Below are 20,957 nucleotides of genomic sequence, written 5' to 3'. Positions count from 1 at the left end.
GGGAGCCGAAGCTCAGCGGTCGCGCTTCTCCTTGATCTTGGCAGCCTTGCCGCGCAGCTCGCGCAGGTAGTAGAGCTTGGCGCGACGGACGTCACCGCGGGTCACGAGCTCGATCTTCTCGAAGATCGGGCTGTTCACCGGGAAGGTGCGCTCGACGCCGACGGAGAACGAGACCTTGCGGACCGTGAAGGTCTCGCTGACGCCCGAGCCCTGGCGGCGGATGACGACACCCTTGAACTGCTGGATACGCGAGCGGCTGCCTTCGATGACGCGCACGTGGACGTTCACGGTGTCACCGGGACGGAAGGCGGGGAGGTCCGAGCGGATCGCACCCGCGTTGACCTGGTCGAGCAGGGAGGCCATGGAGGTCTCTTTCCTCGCTGATGCCACAGGTCATCAGCGGTATGTTCGTAGAAGATTCGGAGCGTCGTCCGCCTCTGGCCGCGTCGTTCCCCCTGTGGCAGGGGCGCGCGCCGGACGTACGACAGCGGCCTATTGTTCCACGTCGTCGAGCCTGCGCCAAAATCGGCCGCCGGGCTCGGGTGCCCAGCCCATCATGGAGAGGATCTCGCGGTCCTTCTTGTCGAAGGCGGCCGGGTCGCAGCGCTCGATGAGATCGGGCCGGTGGGCGGCGGTGCGCCGGAAGGCCTCGTCGCGCCGCCAGCGGGCGATCTTGCCGTGGTGCCCGCTGAGCAGGACGTCGGGGATGCCCCGGCCGCGCCACTCGGGGGGCTTGGTGTAGACGGGGCCCTCCAGGAGGTTGGCCATGGCCCCGGGGGCGAAGGAGTCGTCCCGGTGGGACTCGGCGTTGCCGAGGACGCCGGGCAGGAGGCGGGCGACGGCCTCGGTGACGACGAGGACGGCGGCCTCTCCGCCGGCCAGCACGTAGTCGCCGATGGAGACCTCGTAGACCGGCATCCGGGTCGCGTACTCGTCCATGACGCGGCGGTCGATGCCCTCGTAACGGGCGGGCGTGAAGATCAGCCACGGCCGCTCGGAGAGCTCGACGGCCAGCTCCTGGGTGAAGGGGCGGCCGCTGGGGGTGGGGACGACGATGACCGGGCCGTGGGCGCCGCCCTCGTAGCCGTCGGCGAGCGTCTGGTCGAGCGCGTCGCCCCAGGGGTCGGTCTTCATGACCATGCCGGGGCCGCCGCCGTACGGGGTGTCGTCGACGGTGTTGTGCCGGTCGTAGGTCCACTCGCGCAGGTCGTGGACGTGGACGTCCAGCTGCCCGCGCGCGCGTGCCTTGCCGACCAGGGAGACGTTCAGCGGTTCGAGGTACTCGGGGAAGATCGTGACGACGTCGAGCCTCATGCGTCGTCATCCTCTTCGGCGTCGCGGGAGGAGACGATCTCGGCGCGGTCGTCGATGAGGCCGGGCGGAGGGTCGATGACGGCCCGCTGCTCCTCCAGGTCGATCTCGGTGACGATCTCCGAGACGAACGGGATCATCAGCTCGGTGCCGTCGGGGCACTCGACGATGAAGAGGTCCTGGGACGGCAGGTGCGAGATCTCGGTGATCCGCCCGATCTCGGTGCCGTCGGCGAGGACCACGTCGAGGTCCATCAGCTGATGGTCGTAGTACTCGTCCTCCTCCTCGGGCACCTCCGTGGGGTCGACCTCGGCGATGAGGAGGGTGTTGCGCAGGGCCTCGGCGCCGGTGCGGTCACGGACGCCCTCGAAGCGCAGCAACAGCCGGCCGCTGTGGACCCGGCCGGTCTCGATGGTCAGCGGCCCGGTCGAGGCCGGGTCGGTGAGCAGTACGGCACCGGGGCCGAGCCTGAGCTCGGGCTCGTCCGTCCGCACCTCGACGGTGACCTCGCCCTTGATGCCGTGGGCGCGGCCGATCCGCGCGACTACCAACTGCACTGCTCCACACTCTCCTGTCACACAGCTCGTACGACGACACAAACGACAACGGGCCGGGGCGGGCTCGTAAGCCCTCCCCGGCCCGTGCCGGCACATCATTCAACCGATGTGGCCGACTTGTTCAGCGGACCTGGTCCACGTCGACGAGGTCGACACGGATCCCACGGCCGCCGATGGCGCCCACGACGGTACGCAGCGCACGCGCGGTGCGGCCGTTGCGGCCGATCACCTTGCCGAGGTCTTCGGGGTGAACCCGGACCTCGAGCACGCGGCCACGGCGCAGGTTGCGCGAGGCGACCTGCACATCGTCGGGGTTGTCGACGATGCCCTTCACGAGGTGCTCGAGAGCCTCCTCGAGCATGCTCAGGCCTCGGTCGACTCGGTCGACGCGGCCTCGGCCTCGTCAGCCTTCTTGTCGGCCTTCTTGGCCTTCGGGGTGATGGCCTCACCCTTGTCGTCGCCGGACTCGAGGGTCTTCGCGAACTCGTCGAACGAGGCGCGCTTCGCCTCCTTCGTCGCCGGGACGAGCAGAGCCTTCTCGGGGGCCGGGAGGCCCTTGGCCTTCTGCCAGTCACCGGTGAGCTTGAGGATGGCGAGAACCGGCTCGGTCGGCTGCGCGCCGACAGACAGCCAGTACTGCGCACGCTCGGAGTCGACCTCGATACGCGACGGGTTGTACGTCGGGTGGTAGAGGCCGATCTCCTCGATCGCGCGACCGTCACGACGGGTGCGGGAGTCGGCGACGACGATGCGGTAGTGCGGCTGGCGAATCTTGCCGAGGCGCTTGAGCTTGATCTTGACTGCCACTGGAGTGGTGTCTCCTGGTCTTGACGTGGTTGGGCACTTTGAGATGCCACGTGGGGTTGCGGTACTCGGATGCCCGATGGACGCGTCAGCCGGAGGAGAGAGGGGTCCTGTGCGACTGTCGAGTACAGCTAGCCATTGTGCCACACGCCGCCGGCTCAGCTGGCGGCGCCCACCGTCTCCGGAATACGGAAGGGCTTGCCGCAGCCGCCGCAGACGATCGGGGCCTGGGCGAGCACCGAGGGCACCACGCGCACGTTCCGCCCGCAGTCGCAGACGGCCTTGACGCGCACGCCTCCGCCCGAGGATCCGTGCCGGGCGGCCGGTCCACGGAAGGAACGCTTGGTGTCGGCCGCCGTGGCGACCGTGTGGGCCTTGAGGGCGCGCTGCAGCCGCTCGATGGTGGGCCGGTAGCGCCGCCTCGCCTCGGGGTTGAGCGTGACCAGGGAGAAGCCGCTGCTGGCGTGTGGCTCCTCGGAGTGGTCGAGGCCCATCTCCTCGGCGATCGCGAGGAATCTGCGGTTGTGGTAGCGGCCGGCACGGGAGGTGTCGCGGACACCTCGGGCGGCGGCGATGCCGTGGACTGCCTCGTGGAGCAGCCGTTCGAAGGAGAGCTCGGCGCCGCAGGCGGACGAGGACTCTCCGATCAGGGACTCGGGCGCGGCAAGATCGGGCAGCTCGGGGTGGTGCCGCTGAATGTCGGCCCACGCCTGTGCCAGCTCTGCGGCGAGAACAGGTGGTGTCGTGCTCACGTCGGGTACAACGAGCCGGATCCCGTACGGGTTCCATTCCGGGGCATCCCAAATATTTTGCACGTACCCGTCAGTTGCCGTTGATGCGTCCTGACGCGGGCCAGTGCGCCGATCTGCGGAGAAGCCGCGCAGGGGGCGTCAAGCTGGTGCGTAGTAGCGCATACGCCCCGGCGCGTGGCCGCGGTGCGCGCGCCCTCGGGGGGGCCGTGACGGCCCGGGGAGGATCGCGAGGACACTACCGGGTTGCCGCGCAAGGCGGCGCACCGCCCCTCCCCCGGGCGAATCGGTGCGGTGCGAGCACTGGACGCGGCCCGGGATGCGCAGTTCCCTGGCTACGGGGGGCTGTCGTCCGAGCACGGATTGGGGCACTTTTCCATGACACCTACGCTCGTCCCGCACCACCCCGCGCGTGACTGGGCCGAGATCCAGGAACGGATGCTCGTCCCGCTCTACGAGGCGGTGTACGAGCGCCTCGACGTGGGCGCCGGTACGCGGGTGCTCGGCCTCGGCTGTGGCTCCGGCCTGGCCCTTCTCATGGCGGCCGCGCGGGGCGCCCGGGTGGCCGGCGCGGACCGGGACCACGCGCGCGTGGAGCTGGCCAGGGAGCGGCTGCCCGAGGACGTCACGGTCACGGAGGAGCCCGGGGGTGGCCCGTACGACGTCATCACGGCCTTCCACGCCACCGACGGGCTGCTCCCCGAACTGAGGGCGCTCACCCGTTCGGCGCAACCGGGTGCGGCCGTCGTGCTCGCCGGATGGGGGCCGCCTGAGCGGTGCGCCACGGAACCGGTGCTGCGGGTCGCGGCCCGGCTCGCGGACCGCCGGTCCACGGTCCGGACGGACCTGGACGGCCTCGTGGCGGCGGCGGGGCTGCGGCCGGCCGGCTCGGGGCGGGTGGCCTGCCCCTTCGGGTACGCGAGCGAGGGCAGCGCGGTACGCGGTCTGCTGTCGACGGGCGCGTTCGACCAGGCGGTCCGGGCGACGGATCCCTCGCAGGTGGCGAAGGAGATCGAGGAGGCCCTCGCCCCGCACGTGCGGGCGGACGGGACGGTCTGGATGCCGAACGTCTTCCGGTACGTGATCGCCCGGGTGGCGTAGGAGCCGACGCGCGGGGGCCCCGGGGCGTGCCCCGGCCTCCGCGGCGGGCGCCCCCGCCACCTGGCCGGGGCGCGCAGAAGGAGCCCCGCCGGGCCGGGACACACAACAGGAGCCCCGCCGGGCCGGGACCCTGGGGGCGTGCCCCCGGGTCAGTCCTCCCGTACCGCGCGCGCGATGCCCGCCGCGCGGTAGGCCTCGGCCTCTTCCAGGGTCTCGTTCTCCAGGAGGGCGGTGGCCAGCGCGTCCAGCTGGTCGCGGTGGGCGCGGAGCTGGCGTACGGCGCTCTCGTAGCACTCCTCGACGATGCGGCGCATCTCCGCGTCGACGGTGTCGAGGGTCGCGGGGGCCGCCGCCAGGCCGTACGCCTGCTGGGCGTCGCCCGGGATGGCGGTGAGGCGGCCGACGAGCTCGCTCATGCCCCAGCGTCCCGCCATGCCACGGGCGATGTTGGTGACCTGCTCCAGGTCGCTCTCGGCCCCGGTGGTGACGACGCCGAAGACGACCTGTTCCGCGGCCATGCCGCCGAGGGCGCCGATGATCCGGCCGCGCAGGTAGTCCTCGGTGTACGCGTACTTGTCGGAGTCGGGGGTGGAGAGGGTGACGCCGAGGGCCCGGCCGCGCGGCACGATGGTGATCTTGCGGACCGGGTCGGCGCCGGGCTGGAGCATGCCGAGGAGGGCGTGTCCGCTCTCGTGGTACGCGGTCCGGCGCCGCTCGTCGGCGGGCATCACGAGCGGCCGTTCCGCGCCGAGCTGGACCTTCTCCAGGGCGTCGGACAGGTCGGACTGGGTGACGGTCCGCTGCTCGCGCTTGACGGCGAGGAGGGCGGCCTCGTTGGCGAGGTTGGCGAGTTCGGCGCCGGTCATGCCGGGGGTCGTGCGGGCGACGTGCTCCAGGTCGACGTCCTTGGCGAGCGGGATCTCCCGGGTGTGGATCCGGAGGATGGCCTCGCGGCCGCCCCGGTCGGGCGGGTTGACGTGCACGATCCGGTCGAAGCGGCCGGGCCGGGTGAGGGCGGGGTCGAGGACGTCGGGGCGGTTGGTGGCGGCGAGGACGATGACTCCCTCGGAGCCGGTGAAGCCGTCCATCTCGGTGAGGATCTGGTTGAGGGTCTGTTCGCGTTCGTCGTGCCCGCCCATGCCGGCTCCGCCGCCCCGGGCCCGGCCGATGGTGTCGATCTCGTCGATGAAGACGATCGCCGGGGCGACCTTGCGGGCCTCGGCGAACAGTTCCCGTACCCGGGAGGCGCCGACGCCCACGATCATCTCGATGAACCCGGACGCCGACGCGGAGAAGAACGGCACTCCGGCCTCGCCCGCGACGGCGCGGGCGAGCAGCGTCTTCCCGGTGCCGGGCGGCCCCGCGAGAAGTACACCCCGGGGCATCTTGGCGCCCATCGCGCGGTAGGCCTCCGGGTTCTTGAGGAAGTCGACGACGTCGTTGAGCTCGCCCTCGACCTCGTCGATGCCGGCGACGTCGGCGAAGGTGGTGCGCTTGGCCCCGGCCTCCAGCTCGACGGGTTTGGGCGGGGCCTTGCGACCCAGCATGCCGCCGGCGCCACCCATCCCGGAGCTCATCCGGCGGGCGATGAAGATCCACAGCACGACGAGCAGCAGCATCGGCGCGAGCGAGATGAGGAGGTTGGCGAGGAAGCTGCGTTCCTGGACGACCGGCTCGGCCGTCACGGTGACGTTCTGCTTGGTCAGCTGCGCCCACAGGTCGTCGCCGGCGAACGCGGGCCGCTGGGTGACGAACTTGCTGTAGTCGCCCTTGTCCCCGTTGGGCAGAGGCTGCTTGTTCTTCAGCTCACCCTGGATGGCGTCGCCCTTGGAGTAGATCTTGGTGACGTTGCCGGAGGTCACCTGCTTGCTGAACTCGGTGTACGAGATCGTCGGCTCGTCGCCCCGGTTGAAGAACGACAGCACGAGGTTGGCGATCAGGTAGACGATCAGGGCGGTGAGGATGAGCCCTCCCCAGCCGCCGGGCATCTTCTTCTTCGGCGGCGGGGGCGGCGGAGCCCCTTCCGAGCGCCAGGGCTGATCGGTCCGGTCGCGCGGGGGAACGGGGTTGGCCACGTGGCTCTCCTCGGGGCGGCTGTGGCCCCAGTATCGAAGAGCGGGAGAAACCCGGCATCGCGGGCGGCGCGGAGGAGTGAAAAGGGGCCCGGAGCGGTTTCGTACCGCTCCGGGCCCCTGCTCACGCCGTGTCCGGCGTCAGCCCATGAACTTCTTGAACTCGTCCGGGAGCTCGAAGTCCTTCGGCGCCTGGCCCGCCGCCGGGAGGCCGAACGCGCCGCCGGCCTGCGTCTGCTCGCGGCGCTCCGCCGCGGCCTGCTCCTCGGCCTTCCGCTTCATCGGGTTGCCGCTCTTGCGCTTGCCCTTGGCCTGCTTGATCTGCTTCTTCTGCCGGCCGGGGCCGCCGCCCATGCCCGGCATCCCCGGCATGCCGGGGAGACCGCCGCCCTGGGCCATGCGGGACATCATCTTGCGGGCCTCGAAGAACCGCTCGACCAGGCCCTTGACGGCGCTGACCTCGACGCCGGAGCCCTTGGCGATACGGGCGCGGCGCGAGCCGTTGATGATGGTCGGGTCGTGGCGCTCACCCGGGGTCATCGACTTGATGATGGCCGCCGTACGGTCGACGTCCTTCTCGTCGATGTTGGCGATCTGCTCCTTCATCTGGCCCATGCCGGGGAGCATCCCGAGCAGCTTCGAGATGGAGCCCATCTTGCGGACCTGCTCCATCTGCGCCAGGAAGTCGTCGAGCGTGAACTCCTGGCCCTTCTTCGAGGCGAGCTTGGAGGCCATCTTGACGGCCTCTTCCTCGTCGAAGGTCTGCTGGGCCTTCTCGATGAGGGAGAGCATGTCGCCCATGCCGAGGATGCGGGACGCCATGCGGTCCGGGTGGAACGCGTCGAACTCGTCCAGCTTCTCGCCGTTGGAGGCGAACATGATCTGCTTGCCGGTGACGTGCGCGATGGAGAGCGCGGCACCACCGCGGGCGTCGCCGTCGAGCTTGGAGAGCACGACTCCGTCGAAGCCGACGCCGTCGCGGAAGGACTCGGCGGTGTTGACCGCGTCCTGACCGATCATGGCGTCGACGACGAAGAGGACCTCGTCGGGGCTGACGGCGTCGCGGATGTCCGCGGCCTGCTGCATCAGCTCCTGGTCGATGCCGAGGCGGCCGGCGGTGTCGACGATGACGACGTCGTACATCTTGGTCCGCGCGTACTCGATCGAGTCCTTCGCGACCTGGACCGGGTCACCGACGCCGTTGCCCGGCTGGGGGCCGTAGAAGGCGACGCCCGCGCGGTCGGCGACGACGCCGAGCTGGGTGACGGCGTTGGGGCGCTGGAGGTCGCAGGCGACGAGCAGCGGGGAGTGGCCCTGGCCCTTGAGCCAGAGACCGAGCTTTCCGGCGAGGGTGGTCTTACCGGCACCCTGGAGACCGGCGAGCATGATCACGGTCGGCGCGGTCTTGGCGAACCGCAGGCGCCGGGTCTCGCCACCGAGGATGGAGACGAGCTCCTCGTTGACGATCTTGATGACCTGCTGGGCCGGGTTCAGGGCCTGGGAGACCTCGACGCCGGTGGCGCGCTCCTTGACCTGCTTGATGAAGGACCGGACGACCGGCAGGGCGACATCCGCTTCGAGCAGCGCGATACGGATCTCGCGGGCGGTGGCGTCGATGTCCGCCTCGGACAGACGGCCCTTGCCGCGGAGGTTCTTGAAGGTCGCTGCAAGGCGGTCGGAGAGGGTATCGAACACGGCGGTCGCGGATCCTCAGGTGTCGGGGGCGGTCGGACTGCCCTCCAGGGTATCGGGCCGCTCGAAGTGTGTGCCCCCGCCTGCCGGATCCGGCGCGCGGGGGCGGGTCGGGGCGGGGGTTCAGCGGAGCGCCGACTCCAGGGTCCGGGCCAGGTCGATCGCCTCTTCGTCGGGGAGGAGGGTGCCGTCGGGCCGGGTCACGTACAGGGTGTCGACCGCGTTCGCGCCCAGCGTGGACACGTGTGCGCTGCGGACGCGTACCGCCGCTCCCTCCAGGGCGCGGCCGATCCGGTGGAGCAGGCCGGGGGCGTCCTGGGCGCGGACCTCGATGACGGTGGCGAGGCGGGAGTCGGCCGCGGCGACGGTGACGCGGGGCGGCGGGGCGGTGAGGCCGCGGCGGCGCGGGTAGGCGGCCTCGCGTTCGGCGAGGCGGGCGGGGATGTCGAGGGAGCCGTCGAGGGCGCGGACGAGGTCGGCGCGGAGCCGGTGGGCCTGGGGCAGTGAGCCGTATTCGGCGGCGACGCGCCAGTCGAGGACGAGGACGGAGCCGGCGCCGAGTCCGGTGGGCAGTTCGATGGCTCGCAGGTCGGCGGCGCGGACGGTCAGCCGGTGGAGGGCGAGGACACCGGCGACGGCGGGCAGGACGCCGGGCTGGTCGGGCAGGGCGATGACGAGTTCGACGCCGACGGGCTCGGGCTCCTCGGGGTCGAGGGGTTCCTCGGCGGTCTCTTCGGCGGTCCGGCTGGTGTGGAGGGCGAGGACGGGTTCGCCGGTGCGCAGCGCCTCGATGGCGAGCCGTTCCTGTTCGGCGCTGGGGGCGGCGGCCTCGGGGTCGGGCGGGGTCTCGCCCGCGAGGACGCCCGCGACCCGTTTGACCAGGTCGGCGACGAGGGAGGCGCGCCAGGACGACCAGGCGGCGGGCCCGGTGGCGAGCGCGTCGGCCTCGGTGAGGGCGTGCAGGAGCTCCAGGGTGCCGAGGGTGCCGACGGCGGTGGCGACGGAGCGGACGGTGGCGGGGTCGTCGAGGTCGCGCCGGGTGGCGGTCTCGACGAGGAGCAGGTGGTGGCGGACGGCGGTGGCGATGACGGCGACGTCGGCGCGGTCGAAGCCGATGCGGGTGGCGAGGTCGCGGGCGATGGTCTCCCCCGCGACGGAGTGGTCGCCCGGCCAGCCCTTGCCGATGTCGTGGAGGAGGGCGGCCACGAGGAGGAGGTCGGGGCGGCCGACGCGGCGGGTGAGCGAGGAGGCCCGTACGGCGGTCTCGACGAGGTGGCGGTCGACGGTCCAGGTGTGGACGGGGTTGCGCTGGGGCCGGCAGCGGACGCGTTCCCAGTCGGGGAGCAGCTGGGTGACGAGCCCTTCGGCCTCCAGGGCCTCCCAGACGGGCACGGTGGCCTCGCCCGCGCCGAGGAGGGTGACGAGCTCCTCGCGGGCTTCGGCGGGCCAGGGCACGGGCAGGGGCTTGGCGGTGGCCGCGAGGCGGCGTACGGCGTGCAGGGAGATCGGCAGGGCGGACTGGGCGGCCGCGGCGGCGGCCCGCAGGGGCAGCACGGGGTCGCGCTCGGGCCGGGCGGTGCGGGCGAGGACGACCTCGCCGTCCATCTCGACGACGCCCTCGGCGAGCGGGGTGCGTTCGACGGGCGGCTTCGCGACGCCCGTACGGCCCGTCAGGAGGGCCCGGAGCCGGGGCCGGGCGGAGCGGGCCTTGAGGACGCGGTTGACCTCGCGCCAGGTGACGTCGGTGGCGTACGAGATGGTCCGGGCGGCCTCGTACACCTCGCGGAGCAGGGTGTCGGCGTCGAGAAGGCCGAGTTCCTGGGCGACCGCGTCCTGTTCCTGGAGGGCGAGCCGGTCGGTGGCGCGGCCGGTGGTGAGGTGGAGGGCGTCGCGGGCGTCGAGGAGGCGGCGGCGGGCGGCGTCGAGGCCTTCGCGGGGGGCGTCGGCGAGCCAGGAGGCGGCGACGGCGCGGAGGACCTGGGCATCGCGGAGTCCGCCCCTGGCCTCCTTGAGGTCGGGTTCGAGGAGGAACTGGAGCTCGCCCATGCGGTCGGCGCGTTCCCGGCAGAGCGCGTCGAGTTCGGGGAGGCGCTTGGGGGCCTGGTTGCGCCAGTCCGCGAGGATCGTGGTGCGCAGTGCGGCGACGAGTCCGTGGTCTCCGGCGAGGGGGCGGGCGTCGAGGAGTCCGAGGTGGACCTTGAGGTCCTCGCCCGCGGTGGCGCGGGCCTCGGCGGGGGTGCGGACGGAGTGGTCGAGGGCGAGCCCGAGGTCCCAGACGGGGTACCAGATCCGGTCGGCGAGGGCGGCGATCGCGGCCTTGTCGGCGCTGCCGTCGTGGAGCAGGAGGAGGTCGAGGTCGCTGCGCGGGGAGAGCTCGGCGCGGCCGTAGCCGCCGACCGCGACGAGGGCGACGCCCCGGGGCGGGGCGGCGGCGGAGAAGAGTCCGGCCAGCCAGTCGTCGGTGAGCCGGGCGAGGGCGGTACGGCGCGGCGGCCCGGACCGCTCCTTCTCGTGGAGGAGGAGCAGCCGGGCCGCCGCGTAACCGCCGGGTCCCGCGTCTTCGGTCTCTTCGCTGACTTCGAGGCTCGTCACCCGGCGGCTCCTTCGTGTGCTTACAGTGCGTCCGGACCGCGCTCGCCGGTGCGGACCCGTACGGCGGTCTCGACCGGCACGCTCCACACCTTGCCGTCACCGATCTTGCCGGTTCGGGCGGCCTTGACGACGACATCGATGAGCTGTTCGGCGTCCTCGTCCTCGACGAGGACCTCGATGCGGATCTTGGGGACCAGGTCGACGGTGTACTCGGCGCCCCGGTAGACCTCGGTGTGGCCGCGCTGGCGGCCGTAGCCGCTGGCCTCGGTGACCGTGAGGCCGTGGACGCCGAACGCCTGGAGGGCCTCCTTGATCTCGTCGAGCCGGTGCGGCTTCACGACCGCGGTGATGAGCTTCATGCGTCCACCTTCTTGTTCTCCGTGACAACCGGGGCGGGGGCGGCGGTGGAGCGCGAGGACGCGCCGCCACCGGCTCCGCTGAAGTCGTACGCGGTCTCGGCGTGCTCGACCTGGTCGATGCCGGAGACCTCGTCGTCCTCGCTGACCCGCATCCCCATCGTCTTGTCGATGATCAGGGCGAGGACCGCGGAGGCGATCAGAGAGTAGGCGAGGACCGCGAAGACACCGATCGCCTGCTTGCCGAGCTGGTCGAGGCCGCCGCCGTAGAAGAGGCCCTTGGCGTCGGACTGGACGCCGCCGGTGGCGAAGAAGCCGACGAGGAGGGAGCCGATGACACCGCCGACGAGGTGGACGCCGATGACGTCGAGGGAGTCGTCGTAGCCGAACTTGTACTTGAGGCCGACGGCCATGGCGCAGACGATGCCGGCGATGGCGCCGACGGCGATCGCGCCGAGCGGGCTGACGGAGCCGCCGGCCGGGGTGATGGCGACGAGACCGGCGACCGCGCCGGAGGCGGCGCCGAGGGTGGTGAAGGAGCCGTGGCGGATCTTCTCGTACGCGAGCCAGGCGAGCATGGCGGCGGCGGTGGCGACCTGGGTGTTGACGAACATCACGGCGCCGACGCCGTCGTCGTTGCCGAGCCAGGAGCCGGCGTTGAAGCCGAACCAGCCGAACCAGAGGAGTCCGGCGCCGAGCATCACCAGCGGGAGGCTGTGCGGGCGCATCGGGTCCTTCTTGAAGCCGACGCGCTTGCCGATGACGAGGATCACGCCGAGGGCGGCGGCGCCGGCGTTGATGTGGACCGCGGTACCACCGGCGAAGTCGATGACACCCATCTCGAAGAGCCAGCCGCCGGCGCCCCAGACCCAGTGGGCGACGGGGAAGTAGACGACCGTGACCCAGAGGGTGATGAAGAGGGCCCAGGCGGTGAACTTGACGCGGTCGGCGAGGGCGCCGCTGATCAGGGCCGGGGTGAGGATGGCGAACATCAGCTGGAAGACGGCGAAGACGTACACCGGGATGGTGTAGCCGTCCCACAGTTCGGTGACGCCGATGCCGCTGAGGCCGACGTACTCGGAGGACCAGCCGACGATCGAGCCGATGTCGGTGCCGAAGGCCATGCTGAAGCCGAAGAGCACCCACAGGATCGTGACGATCCCCAGGCTGATGAAGCTCATCATCAGCATGTTGAGGGTGGATTTGACGCGGACCATGCCTCCGTAGAAGAAGGCGAGTGCCGGGGTCATCAGCATGACCAGGGCGGAGCAGATGAGCATGAACCCGGTGTTGGCGGCGGACAGCTCGGGGGCGTCTGCTGCCAGGGTCGTGATGGCTGGTGCCATCGGCGTCTCCTCGTCGTCGGTACGGCCGTGCGGGGCGGGGCCGGAGAGAGCGGCCGGCCGTGAGGGTGGCCGGTTATGGGCCAGAGATTCGCGCAGCGCGGTTTCCGCCGATGCCGCTCGATGTTTCGGAGCGGTGACGAAGGGGTGGGGCGTGTTACGTGACCGTGAACGGCCGGATCACGACGAGGTGACGCCCGTACGCTCCGGGCGACGAGCAAACCGGCCGCGTCGGGCGTCCGTGTGACCTTGCGGCGGGGGAGCCGAGTCGGGCAGTACGGGACGTCCGGCGCGGCCGGGGTCTTCGCGGGCCCGTGCGGCCGGGCCGGGGGGGTCAGACCGCTTCGGCGGCCTCGGGCAGCAGCTGGGTGAGCCGGTCGGTGAGCTGGACGACCTCGGCGACGTCGCTGTAGTTGCGGGCGGCGTGGTCGACGGTCTTGCGGAGCCGGGTGTTGACCCGCTCGGAGCGGATGCTGCGGGCCACCCCGAGGGCCTTCTCCGCCAGGACGACGGACTGCTCGGGCTCGCGCTTGAGGAGGTGCACGGTGGCCATGCCGATGAGGTTGAGCGCGTACGACCGCTGGTGGTCGGGGTCCTTCTCGAAGAGCTCGACGGCCCGCTCCATGACGGGCTCGGCGAGCGAGGCGTACGTCGGGGAGCGCCCGGCGACGTAGGCGAGGTCGCGGTAGGAGTGGGAGTTCTCGCCGTTGAGCTCGGCCTCGGAGAAGAAGCCGATCCAGTCGGGCTCGGGCTCGCCGTCGAGGCCGACGTCCGCGAAGGTGTCCTCGGCCATCCGGACGGCCCGCTTGCACTTGGAGGGCTGGCCCATGTTGGCGTAGGCGCGGGCCTCCATCGCATACAGCATGGCCTGGGTGCGCGCGGTGGCGCAGTCTCGACTGCCGTACTGGGCGAGGTGGATGAGTTCGAGGGCGTCGTCGGGCCTGCCGAGGTGGATCATCTGGCGGCTCATCGAGGACAGGATGTACGAGCCGAGGGGCTTGTCGCCGGCTTCCTTGGCGGCGTGCAGGGCGAGCACGAAGTACTTCTGCGCGGTGGGCTGGAGGCCCACGTCGTAGCTCATCCAGCCGGCGAGTTCGGCGAGTTCGGCGGCGCAGGTGAAGAGGCGCTTGGCGGTGGCGGCCGGCTGGTGCTCCTGGAGGAGGTCGGTGACCTCGTGGAGTTGGCCGACGACGGCCTTGCGGCGCAGTCCGCCGCCGCACTGGGCGTCCCACTTGCGGAACATGGCGGTGGTGGACTCCAGGAGGTCGAGTTCGATCTCGGAGAGCCGGTTGGGGCGGCGGGCGTCGGCGAGGGTGTCGGGCCGCTCGATGTCGCCGACGGGCGTGGGGACGAGCCAGCGCTGCATCGGTTCGATGAGGGCGGGGCCCGCGGCGAGCGACAGGGAGGAGCCGAGGAAGCCCCGGCGGGCGAGCATGAGGTCGCTGCGGGAGAACTCGCTGAGCAGGGCGACGGTCTGCGGGCCTGCCCAGGGCAGGTCGACGCCCGACACGGAGGGCGACTGGTGCGCGGTGCGCAGGCCGAGGTCCTCGACGGCGACGACGGAGCCGAAGCGCTCGGAGAACAGCTCGGAGAGGATGCGCGGGATGGGCTCGCGCGGCTGCTCGCCGTCGAGCCAGCGGCGCACCCGCGAGGTGTCGGTGGAGATGTGGTGCGCGCCCATCTGGCGCGCCCTGCGGTTCACCTGCCGCGCCAGTTCGCCCTTCGACCAGCCGCTGCGCACGAACCACGAGCCCAGCTGCTCGTTCGGGCGCTTGCCGGCAGTCGTACCGTCTGCGCCGTTGCCGCCCACTGGAACGCCCCCATCCACCTGATTGTCTGTCCTGCGAACCCCTATCAGAATGCCGCCTCTTGCGGCACCCGTCCGGCGTTCGCACTCCTTCGAACTGGAAACCTGGTTGCCTCCGGCATACCCGCGTGCGCATGCGGTCCCAGGTTTCGAGTACCGAAAGTAATCCTACGATCACCGCTCTACGAGGGCGATTCAAGAAACGCCACCATTCGCCACCCCTTCGAATGAACTCGCCGCCCATGGAACGCGATTCACTTGACATGCGACGAACCGGAGTCGGCGGACGGATGCGCGGAGAGGCGCGCGCACCGGCCCGCACCACCCCACGAGCGACCGCGCGCCAATCGGTGGCGACGGACCGTGACGAGAGGTGACGACGGCACTCCGGGTCGTAACCACCGGCGCGCTCGACCCGTTGGAGGGGACATGGGTTTCACGATCGGCGGCATTCGTGAGATGCGGTCCGGCGCACGCCGCCGCGTACGCACCACGGAGTGCACAGCGGTGGCCGAGTACACAGGACTGTGGGGCTGGGACGTGGTCCCCGGCGCGCGGGGCGCCTCCGGCCAGTGCTCCTGCGGGGATCGGGCGTGTACGGCCCCGGGCGCGCACCCCCTCTCCTTCGCGGAGCCGGTCCCCGCGGGCGCCGGCCTCGACGACGCGGCCAAGGCGTGGTCGGAGTACCCGGGCGCGGCCCTGATGCTTCCGGTCGGCAAGGCCTTCGACGTGATCGAGGTCGCGGAGGCGGCGGGCCGACGGGCGCTCGTACGGCTCGAGCGCATGGGGCTGCCACTGGGCCCGGTGTGCGCGACGCCGACCGGGCGGGCACGGTTCTTCGTGGCGCCGGGCGCCGCGGCGGAGCTGCCGCAGCTGCTGTACCGGATGGGCTGGGACGACGCCGATCTGGACCTGCACTGCCTGGGGCCCGGCAGCCACATCACCGCTCCCCCGTCGGACCTGGGCGGGCTCGGTCCGGTGCGCTGGCTGCGGCCCCCGACGCTCGACACGGCGGGCGCGCCGCCGCAGGCGCGGCTGCTGCTCGGCACTCTGGCGTACATCTGCCACCGCACGCACTTCTGAGGCATACGTCGAGGGCCCCCGCCGGTATACGGCGGGGGCCCTCACGCGTGCGCGTGGACCGCGGGTCAGTCGCCGATCAGGGCGTCGACGAAGGCGCCCGGCTCGAAGGGAGCCAGGTCGTCCGGGCCCTCGCCCAGGCCGATCAGCTTGACCGGGACGCCCAGCTCGCGCTGGACCGCGATGACGATGCCGCCCTTGGCGGTGCCGTCGAGCTTGGTGAGCACGATGCCGGTGATGTCGACGACCTCGGCGAAGACGCGGGCCTGGATCAGACCGTTCTGGCCGGTGGTGGCGTCGAGGACGAGGAGGATCTCGTCGAGCGGGCCGTGCTTCTCGACGACCCGCTTGACCTTGCCGAGCTCGTCCATGAGGCCGGTCTTGGTGTGGAGGCGGCCCGCGGTGTCGATGAGGACGACGTCGGCGCCCTCCGCGATGCCCTCCTTGACGGCGTCGAAGGCGATCGACGCCGGGTCGCCGCCCTCCGGGCCGCGGATGGTCCGGGCACCGACGCGCTCGCCCCAGGTCTGGAGCTGGTCGGCGGCGGCGGCGCGGAAGGTGTCGGCGGCGCCGAGGACGACGGACTTGCCGTCGGCGACGAGGACGCGGGCCAGCTTGCCGGTGGTGGTGGTCTTGCCGGTGCCGTTGACGCCGACGACCATGACCACGCCCGGGACGTCGGAGGGGCTCTCGGTGTGCACCTGGCGGTCGAGGTCGGGGCCGAGGAGGGTGACGAGCTCCTCGCGGAGCAGCCCGCGCAGCTCCTCCGGGGTGCGGGTGCCGAGGACCCTGACCCGCTCGCGCAGCCGCTCGACGAGCTCCTGGGTGGGAGCGACGCCGACGTCGGCGGTGAGGAGCGTGTCCTCGATCTCCTCCCAGGTGTCCTCGTCGAGGTGCTCGCGGGACAGGAGCGTGAGCAGCCCCTTGCCGAGCGAGTTCTGGGAGCGGGCGAGCCGGGCCCGGAGCCGGACGAGACGGCCGGCGGTGGGCTCCGGGACCTCGATCGCGGGGGCCGGGGGCTCGGCGACGACGGGGTCCTCGACGGCGGCCGGCGTCTCGACGGCCTCCTCGGCGGGGAGCGGGACCTCCTCGACCGTGCGGCGTGGTTCCTCCCGGGGGGTCTCCGCCTCGTCGCCGACGTGCGGTTCGGCGGGCGGAGCGGTGATGGTCGGCGTGGTGGACGGCGGCTCGGCCGGCGGCAGCTGCTTCTTCTTGCGGCCGCTGATCACGAGCCCGCTGGTCACACCGAGCGCGACGACGGCGATGACGACGGCAAGGATGAGGATTTCGATTCCCATAACCCCCCCAGTATCGGCCAAGAAGCGCCCGGGGGCGGAGCACGTACGCTGGGTGGGTCCCCCCACTTGTGTACGGAGTACCCCCATGCCCCACGACGCCTCCGAAGCCGCAGGCGCGACGCACGACGGCGCCATGGAGACCCGCGGTCTCGAACCCGTCCCCGACGCCGAGCGGACCGGCCGGGTCCGCGAGCTCTTCCCGACCTGGGTCGCCGCGAACATCAGTGTGCTGTTGCTCACGATGGGCGCCGGCCTGATCGTCTTCAACGGCCTGAACTTCTGGCAGGTCCTGGCCGTCGCGGTGGCCGCGCCGGTCCTCTCGTACGGGATCGTCGGCCTGATCTCGATCGCGGGGAAGCGGGGCGGGGCGCCGGGCATGGCGCTGTCGCGGGCCGTGTTCGGCCAGCGCGGAAACCTTTTCCCGGGCGCGCTGATCTGGGTGGCCCGCTGGGGCTGGGAGACCATCAACGCGGTGACGGGTGCCTACGCGGTGCTCACCGTGCTCGACCTGCTCTTCGGCGTGAAGTCGAACACGCTTCTCATCGTGGTGACGCTGCTGCTCTTCGTCACCTGCACCTTCCTGGTCTCGGGGCTCGGGATCAACGCGCTGCGGGTGTGCAGCAAGTGGTCCACGTACCTCTTCGGTGCCTTCTCGGTGCTCGTCCTGGTCTATCTGGTGGCGAACACGGACTGGTCGGCGGTCTTCGACAAGCCGGCCGGTTCGACGGCGATGATGATCGCGGGCATCGGCACGATCGCGGCCGGCGGCATCAGCTGGGTCCCCTCGGGCCCCGACTTCACCCGCTATCTGCCGCGTACGGCCTCCTCCAAGGCGATGGTCGGTTCGACGGTCGGCGGCGCCGGGATCGTCGTGCTGCCGATGGTGCTGATGGGCGCGGTGATGGCGGTGTCGACGCCGGACCTGGCCTCGGCGCAGGACCCGGTCTCCTTCATCGGTGAGCTGCTTCCGATGTGGATCTCCGTGCCGTACCTGGTGATCGCCCTCCTTGGGATGCTGCTGATCAACTCGATGTCGATGTACTCGGCCGGCTTCACCGCGCAGACGCTGGGCATCAAGGTCTCGCGGGCGGCGGCGGTCAGTGTGAACGCGGTGATCAGCCTGGTCTTCGGTTTCCTGCTGATGGTCGTGGCGACCAGCTTCATCGGCTCGTTCATCTCGTTCCTGACGCTGCTCGCGGTCGCGTTCTCCGCCTGGATCGGGGTCTTCGGGGTGGACATGCTGCGGCGCCGCTCGTACGACGCGGTGGCGCTCATGGACACCACGCGGACCAGCGCCTACTGGTACCGGGGCGGTTTCGCCTGGCAGGCGATGACGGCGTGGGCCGTGGCCCTGCTCGTGGGCCTGCTGTTCACCAAGGTCGACTGGTTCGCCGGTCCGCTCGCCTCCTCCTGGATCGGCGGGAACGGTCTGGGCTGGGCGGTGACGATCGTGATGGCCGGCGCGCTGTACGCCGTACTGCCGCGGACGCCCGAGAAGGCTCCGGCCGAGGACGTCGGGGCGCGCGAGACCGTTTCCATCTGACGCTGCGTCAGCTACCGTCCCCCTTCGCCGGCATCCCACCCGCGGAGGGGGACTTTCCATGCCCTTCACAGTCGTACGGTTCAACCTCGTCGATCCCCGCGCCACCCCGGAGTCCCTCTCGGAGCGCTACCGGGCCGCCCTCGCCATGGCGGCGTACGCCGACACCCACGGGGTCGACACGGTCCAGACCGAGGAGCACCACGGGGTCGCGAACAACTGGCTGCCCTCCCCCTTCGCCTTCGCGGGCGCGGTCTTCGGCGCCACGGAGAGGATCGCCGTCACCGTCTCGGCGATCATCGGCCCGCTGCACGACCCGCTGCGGCTCGCCGAGGACATCGCGGTCCTGGACCTGCTGAGCCGGGGCCGTCTGGTGACGGTCGCCGGCATCGGCTACCGGCCGGAGGAGTACGAGGAGCGCGGGGTCGACTGGGGCCGGCGCGGCAAGCTCCAGGACCTGCTCCTCGAGACGCTGCTCACGGCGTGGACCGGGGAGCCGTTCACGTATCAGGGGCGTACGGTACGGGTCACCCCGCGGCCCTTCACCCAGCCGCGTCCGCTGCTCCTGGTCGGCGGTTCGTCGCGGGCGGCGGCGCGGCGGGCGGCCCGGCTGGGGCTGCCGTTCTTCCCGAGCGCGCACCTGCCGGAGCTCGAGGCGTACTACCGGGAGCGGTGCGCCGAGTACGGCACGGAGGGGTGGACGATGATGCCGGCCGAGGAGACCCCGCTGCTGCACCTGTCGGAGGACCCGGACCGGACCTGGGCCGCGTACGGGGAGCACTTCCTGCACGAGGCCAGGACGTACGCCTCCTGGCAGTCGAAGGACATCCGCTCGGCGGTGCGGTCGGCGGCGACGACGGTGGCGGAGCTGCGCGCGGAGGGGGTGTACCGGGTCGTCACGCCCGAGGAGTGCCTGACGCTCGGTCTGGAGAGCCTGGTGCTGCATCCGCTGTGCGGCGGGATGCCGGTCGAGGAGGGCTGGCGGAGCCTGCGGCTGTTCTGCGACGGCGTACTGCCACGGCTGACGGCGTGAGGGCCTGGGCCCACGGCGTACTGCCCCGGCTCAAGGCGTGAGCCTCGGGCCGGGGCAGTCTCCGTGAAAGAGGAGCGGGGCAGCGGGGTTTAGCCCATCTCCTCCAACGCCTTGCCCTTGGTCTCCTTGACGTACTTGAGCACGAAGGGGATCGAGAGCACGGCGAAGACCGTGTAGATGACGTACGTGCCGGAGAGGTTCCAGTCCGCGAGGGACGGGAAGCTGGCGGTGATGGCCCAGTTGGCGATCCACTGGGCGGAGGCGGCGACGCCGAGGGCGGCGGCGCGGATCCGGTTGGGGAACATCTCGCCGAGGAAGACCCAGACCACCACGCCCCACGAGAGGGCGAAGAAGAGCACGAAGACATGGGCGGCGACGAGCGCCACGACACCCTGGGTCTCGGGGAGCTTGCCGTCGACGAGGTCGGCGGAGAAGGCCCAGGCCTCGAAGGCGAGGGCGACCGCCATGCCGATGGAGCCGACGAGCGCGAGCGGCTTGCGGCCGACCCGGTCGACCAGGACCATCGCGATCACGGTGCCGATGATGTTGATGATCGACGTGGTGAAGGAGTAGAAGAACGAGCTCGACGGGTCGATGCCGACGGACTGCCAGAGCGTCGCGGAGTAGTAGAAGGCGACGTTGATGCCGACGAGCTGCTGGAAGACGGAGAGTCCGATGCCGACCCAGACGATGGGCAGCAGCTTGAAGCGGCCGCCGGCGACGAGCAGGTCCTTGAACGTCGACTTGTGCTCGCTGCGCATGGCCCGGTCGATCTCGGCGACGCGGCGGTCGAGGTCGACGCCGTGGCCCTCGACCTCGGCGAGCACCTCCTTGGCCCGGTCGGTCTTGCCGACGGAGATGAGGAAGCGCGGGGACTCGGGGATGGCGAAGGAGAGCATGCCGTACAGGACGGCGGGCACGACCATCACGCCGAGCATCCACTGCCAGGCTTCCAGGCCGCCGATCTCACCGCGCTGGTCGCCGTCGGCGAGCTGGAGGATGCCGTAGTTGACCAGCTGGGAGATGGCGATGCCGATGACGATCGCGGCCTGCTGGAAGGAGCCGAGGCGGCCGCGGTACGCGGCGGGGGCGACCTCGGCGATGTAGGCGGGGCCGATCACGGAGGCCATGCCGATGGCGAAGCCGCCGATGACCCGCCAGAAGGCCAGGTCCCAGAGCGCGAAGGGGAGGGCGGAGCCCACGGCGCTGACGGCGAAGAGCACGGCGGAGATCTGCATGCAGCGGATGCGGCCGATGCGGTCGGCGATCCGGCCGGCGGTGGCGGCGCCGATGGCACAGCCGATCAGGGCGACGGCGATGACCTGCGCGAGGGTGCCGGAGCCGATGTCGTAGCGGTCCCGGATCGCTTCGACGGCGCCGTTGATGACGGAGCTGTCGTAGCCGAAGAGGAAACCGCCCATCGCGGCGGACGCCGTGATGAAGATGACGTGGCCGAGGTGGTCCGGGTGGGCGGCTCGGCCTTGGGAAGGCGGCGGCGTGGGCGCCTGCGCGGTGTTGGTCACATGGACTCCTCGGTGGGGGGAAAGCCCTTCCAGTGGCGCACAACTTCACGCCGCCCACCACGTGAAGGTAAAAGCAACGTTGCAGAGACTATGCCTTCA

General features: G+C 71.4%; 18 protein-coding genes. 4 read left to right on the top strand and 14 right to left on the bottom strand.

From position 1 onward, the window contains the following. Positions 1-12: 12 nt before the first annotated feature. The 6 genes from rplS to ACIRB7_RS26545 form a co-directional block, all read right to left on the bottom strand. Complete coding sequence (rplS, locus tag ACIRB7_RS26570) at positions 13-363, bottom strand: 50S ribosomal protein L19 (protein ID WP_403603221.1); 351 nt, start codon at positions 361-363, stop codon at positions 13-15. 129 nt (positions 364-492) lie between these two features. Next, positions 493-1,314 (bottom strand): tRNA (guanosine(37)-N1)-methyltransferase TrmD, encoded by an 822-nt coding sequence (gene trmD, locus ACIRB7_RS26565; protein WP_403603219.1) that lies wholly within the window; start codon positions 1,312-1,314, stop codon positions 493-495. Then, positions 1,311-1,868 (bottom strand): ribosome maturation factor RimM, encoded by a 558-nt coding sequence (rimM, locus tag ACIRB7_RS26560; RefSeq protein ID WP_403603217.1) that lies wholly within the window; start codon positions 1,866-1,868, stop codon positions 1,311-1,313. The genes trmD and rimM overlap by 4 nt, the downstream gene beginning before the upstream one ends. A gap of 121 nt (positions 1,869-1,989) precedes the next feature. Then, on the bottom strand, positions 1,990-2,229 hold the full coding sequence (locus ACIRB7_RS26555) for an RNA-binding protein (protein ID WP_030206382.1): 240 nt from the start codon (positions 2,227-2,229) through the stop codon (positions 1,990-1,992). A 2-nt stretch (positions 2,230-2,231) separates the two neighbouring features. After that, positions 2,232-2,675 (bottom strand): 30S ribosomal protein S16, encoded by a 444-nt coding sequence (gene rpsP, locus ACIRB7_RS26550; protein ID WP_030206380.1) that lies wholly within the window; start codon positions 2,673-2,675, stop codon positions 2,232-2,234. Positions 2,676-2,830: 155 nt separating this feature from the next. Next, on the bottom strand, positions 2,831-3,424 hold the full coding sequence (locus tag ACIRB7_RS26545) for a hypothetical protein (protein ID WP_351214884.1): 594 nt from the start codon (positions 3,422-3,424) through the stop codon (positions 2,831-2,833). A 375-nt stretch (positions 3,425-3,799) separates the two neighbouring features. On the opposite strand from ACIRB7_RS26545, the gene ACIRB7_RS26540 reads away from it, so the two are divergent. Further along, on the top strand, positions 3,800-4,522 hold the full coding sequence (locus ACIRB7_RS26540) for a class I SAM-dependent methyltransferase (protein WP_403603214.1): 723 nt from the start codon (positions 3,800-3,802) through the stop codon (positions 4,520-4,522). A gap of 149 nt (positions 4,523-4,671) precedes the next feature. Here the strand turns inward: ACIRB7_RS26540 and ftsH are convergent, their stop codons facing one another. The 6 genes from ftsH to ACIRB7_RS26510 all read right to left on the bottom strand — a co-directional run bounded on the left by ftsH (position 4,672) and on the right by ACIRB7_RS26510 (position 14,387). Next, positions 4,672-6,597 carry an ATP-dependent zinc metalloprotease FtsH gene (gene ftsH / locus ACIRB7_RS26535; protein ID WP_403603212.1) on the bottom strand — a complete coding sequence of 642 codons (1,926 nt, stop codon included), beginning with the start codon at positions 6,595-6,597 and terminating at the stop codon, positions 4,672-4,674. A 138-nt stretch (positions 6,598-6,735) separates the two neighbouring features. Continuing rightward, complete coding sequence (ffh, locus tag ACIRB7_RS26530; protein ID WP_403603209.1) at positions 6,736-8,289, bottom strand: signal recognition particle protein; 1,554 nt, start codon at positions 8,287-8,289, stop codon at positions 6,736-6,738. A 120-nt stretch (positions 8,290-8,409) separates the two neighbouring features. Continuing rightward, positions 8,410-10,878, bottom strand: coding sequence for a [protein-PII] uridylyltransferase (locus ACIRB7_RS26525; protein WP_403603207.1), 2,469 nt, complete (start codon positions 10,876-10,878; stop codon positions 8,410-8,412). A gap of 20 nt (positions 10,879-10,898) precedes the next feature. Next, entirely contained in the window at positions 10,899-11,237 is a 339-nt protein-coding gene (locus ACIRB7_RS26520; RefSeq protein WP_015036464.1) for a P-II family nitrogen regulator, read from the bottom strand. Next, positions 11,234-12,580 carry an ammonium transporter gene (locus ACIRB7_RS26515; protein WP_403603205.1) on the bottom strand — a complete coding sequence of 449 codons (1,347 nt, stop codon included), beginning with the start codon at positions 12,578-12,580 and terminating at the stop codon, positions 11,234-11,236. The genes ACIRB7_RS26520 and ACIRB7_RS26515 overlap by 4 nt, the downstream gene beginning before the upstream one ends. 331 nt (positions 12,581-12,911) lie before the next feature. Then, entirely contained in the window at positions 12,912-14,387 is a 1,476-nt protein-coding gene (locus tag ACIRB7_RS26510) for a hypothetical protein (RefSeq protein ID WP_403603203.1), read from the bottom strand. Positions 14,388-14,813: 426 nt separating this feature from the next. Between ACIRB7_RS26510 and ACIRB7_RS26505 the strand changes: the two genes are divergently transcribed. Then, complete coding sequence (locus tag ACIRB7_RS26505; protein ID WP_403603201.1) at positions 14,814-15,467, top strand: bifunctional DNA primase/polymerase; 654 nt, start codon at positions 14,814-14,816, stop codon at positions 15,465-15,467. A 65-nt stretch (positions 15,468-15,532) separates the two neighbouring features. On the opposite strand, the gene ftsY is transcribed toward ACIRB7_RS26505, so the two are convergent. Next, positions 15,533-16,762 (bottom strand): signal recognition particle-docking protein FtsY, encoded by a 1,230-nt coding sequence (ftsY, locus tag ACIRB7_RS26500; RefSeq protein ID WP_403603199.1) that lies wholly within the window; start codon positions 16,760-16,762, stop codon positions 15,533-15,535. 85 nt (positions 16,763-16,847) lie between these two features. Here ftsY and ACIRB7_RS26495 point away from each other — a divergent pair, with 85 nt between their 5' ends. Continuing rightward, complete coding sequence (locus ACIRB7_RS26495) at positions 16,848-18,305, top strand: cytosine permease (RefSeq protein WP_403603197.1); 1,458 nt, start codon at positions 16,848-16,850, stop codon at positions 18,303-18,305. A gap of 58 nt (positions 18,306-18,363) precedes the next feature. Then, a complete protein-coding gene (locus ACIRB7_RS26490; RefSeq protein ID WP_403603195.1) occupies positions 18,364-19,335 on the top strand; it encodes an LLM class flavin-dependent oxidoreductase in 972 nt (323 codons plus the stop codon). Between the two features lie 89 nt (positions 19,336-19,424). Here the strand turns inward: ACIRB7_RS26490 and ACIRB7_RS26485 are convergent, their stop codons facing one another. Further along, positions 19,425-20,858, bottom strand: a complete 1,434-nt coding sequence (locus ACIRB7_RS26485) for a sugar porter family MFS transporter (RefSeq protein ID WP_403603193.1) — start codon at positions 20,856-20,858, stop codon at positions 19,425-19,427. Between the last annotated feature and the right edge of the window lie 99 nt (positions 20,859-20,957).

The organism is Streptomyces sp. NPDC093795 (genome assembly GCF_044764665.1).
Lineage (GTDB): Bacteria > Actinomycetota > Actinomycetes > Streptomycetales > Streptomycetaceae > Streptomyces.
Note: the sequence above shows the minus strand (reverse complement) of the source record. Positions and strands in the feature narration are given on the sequence as shown.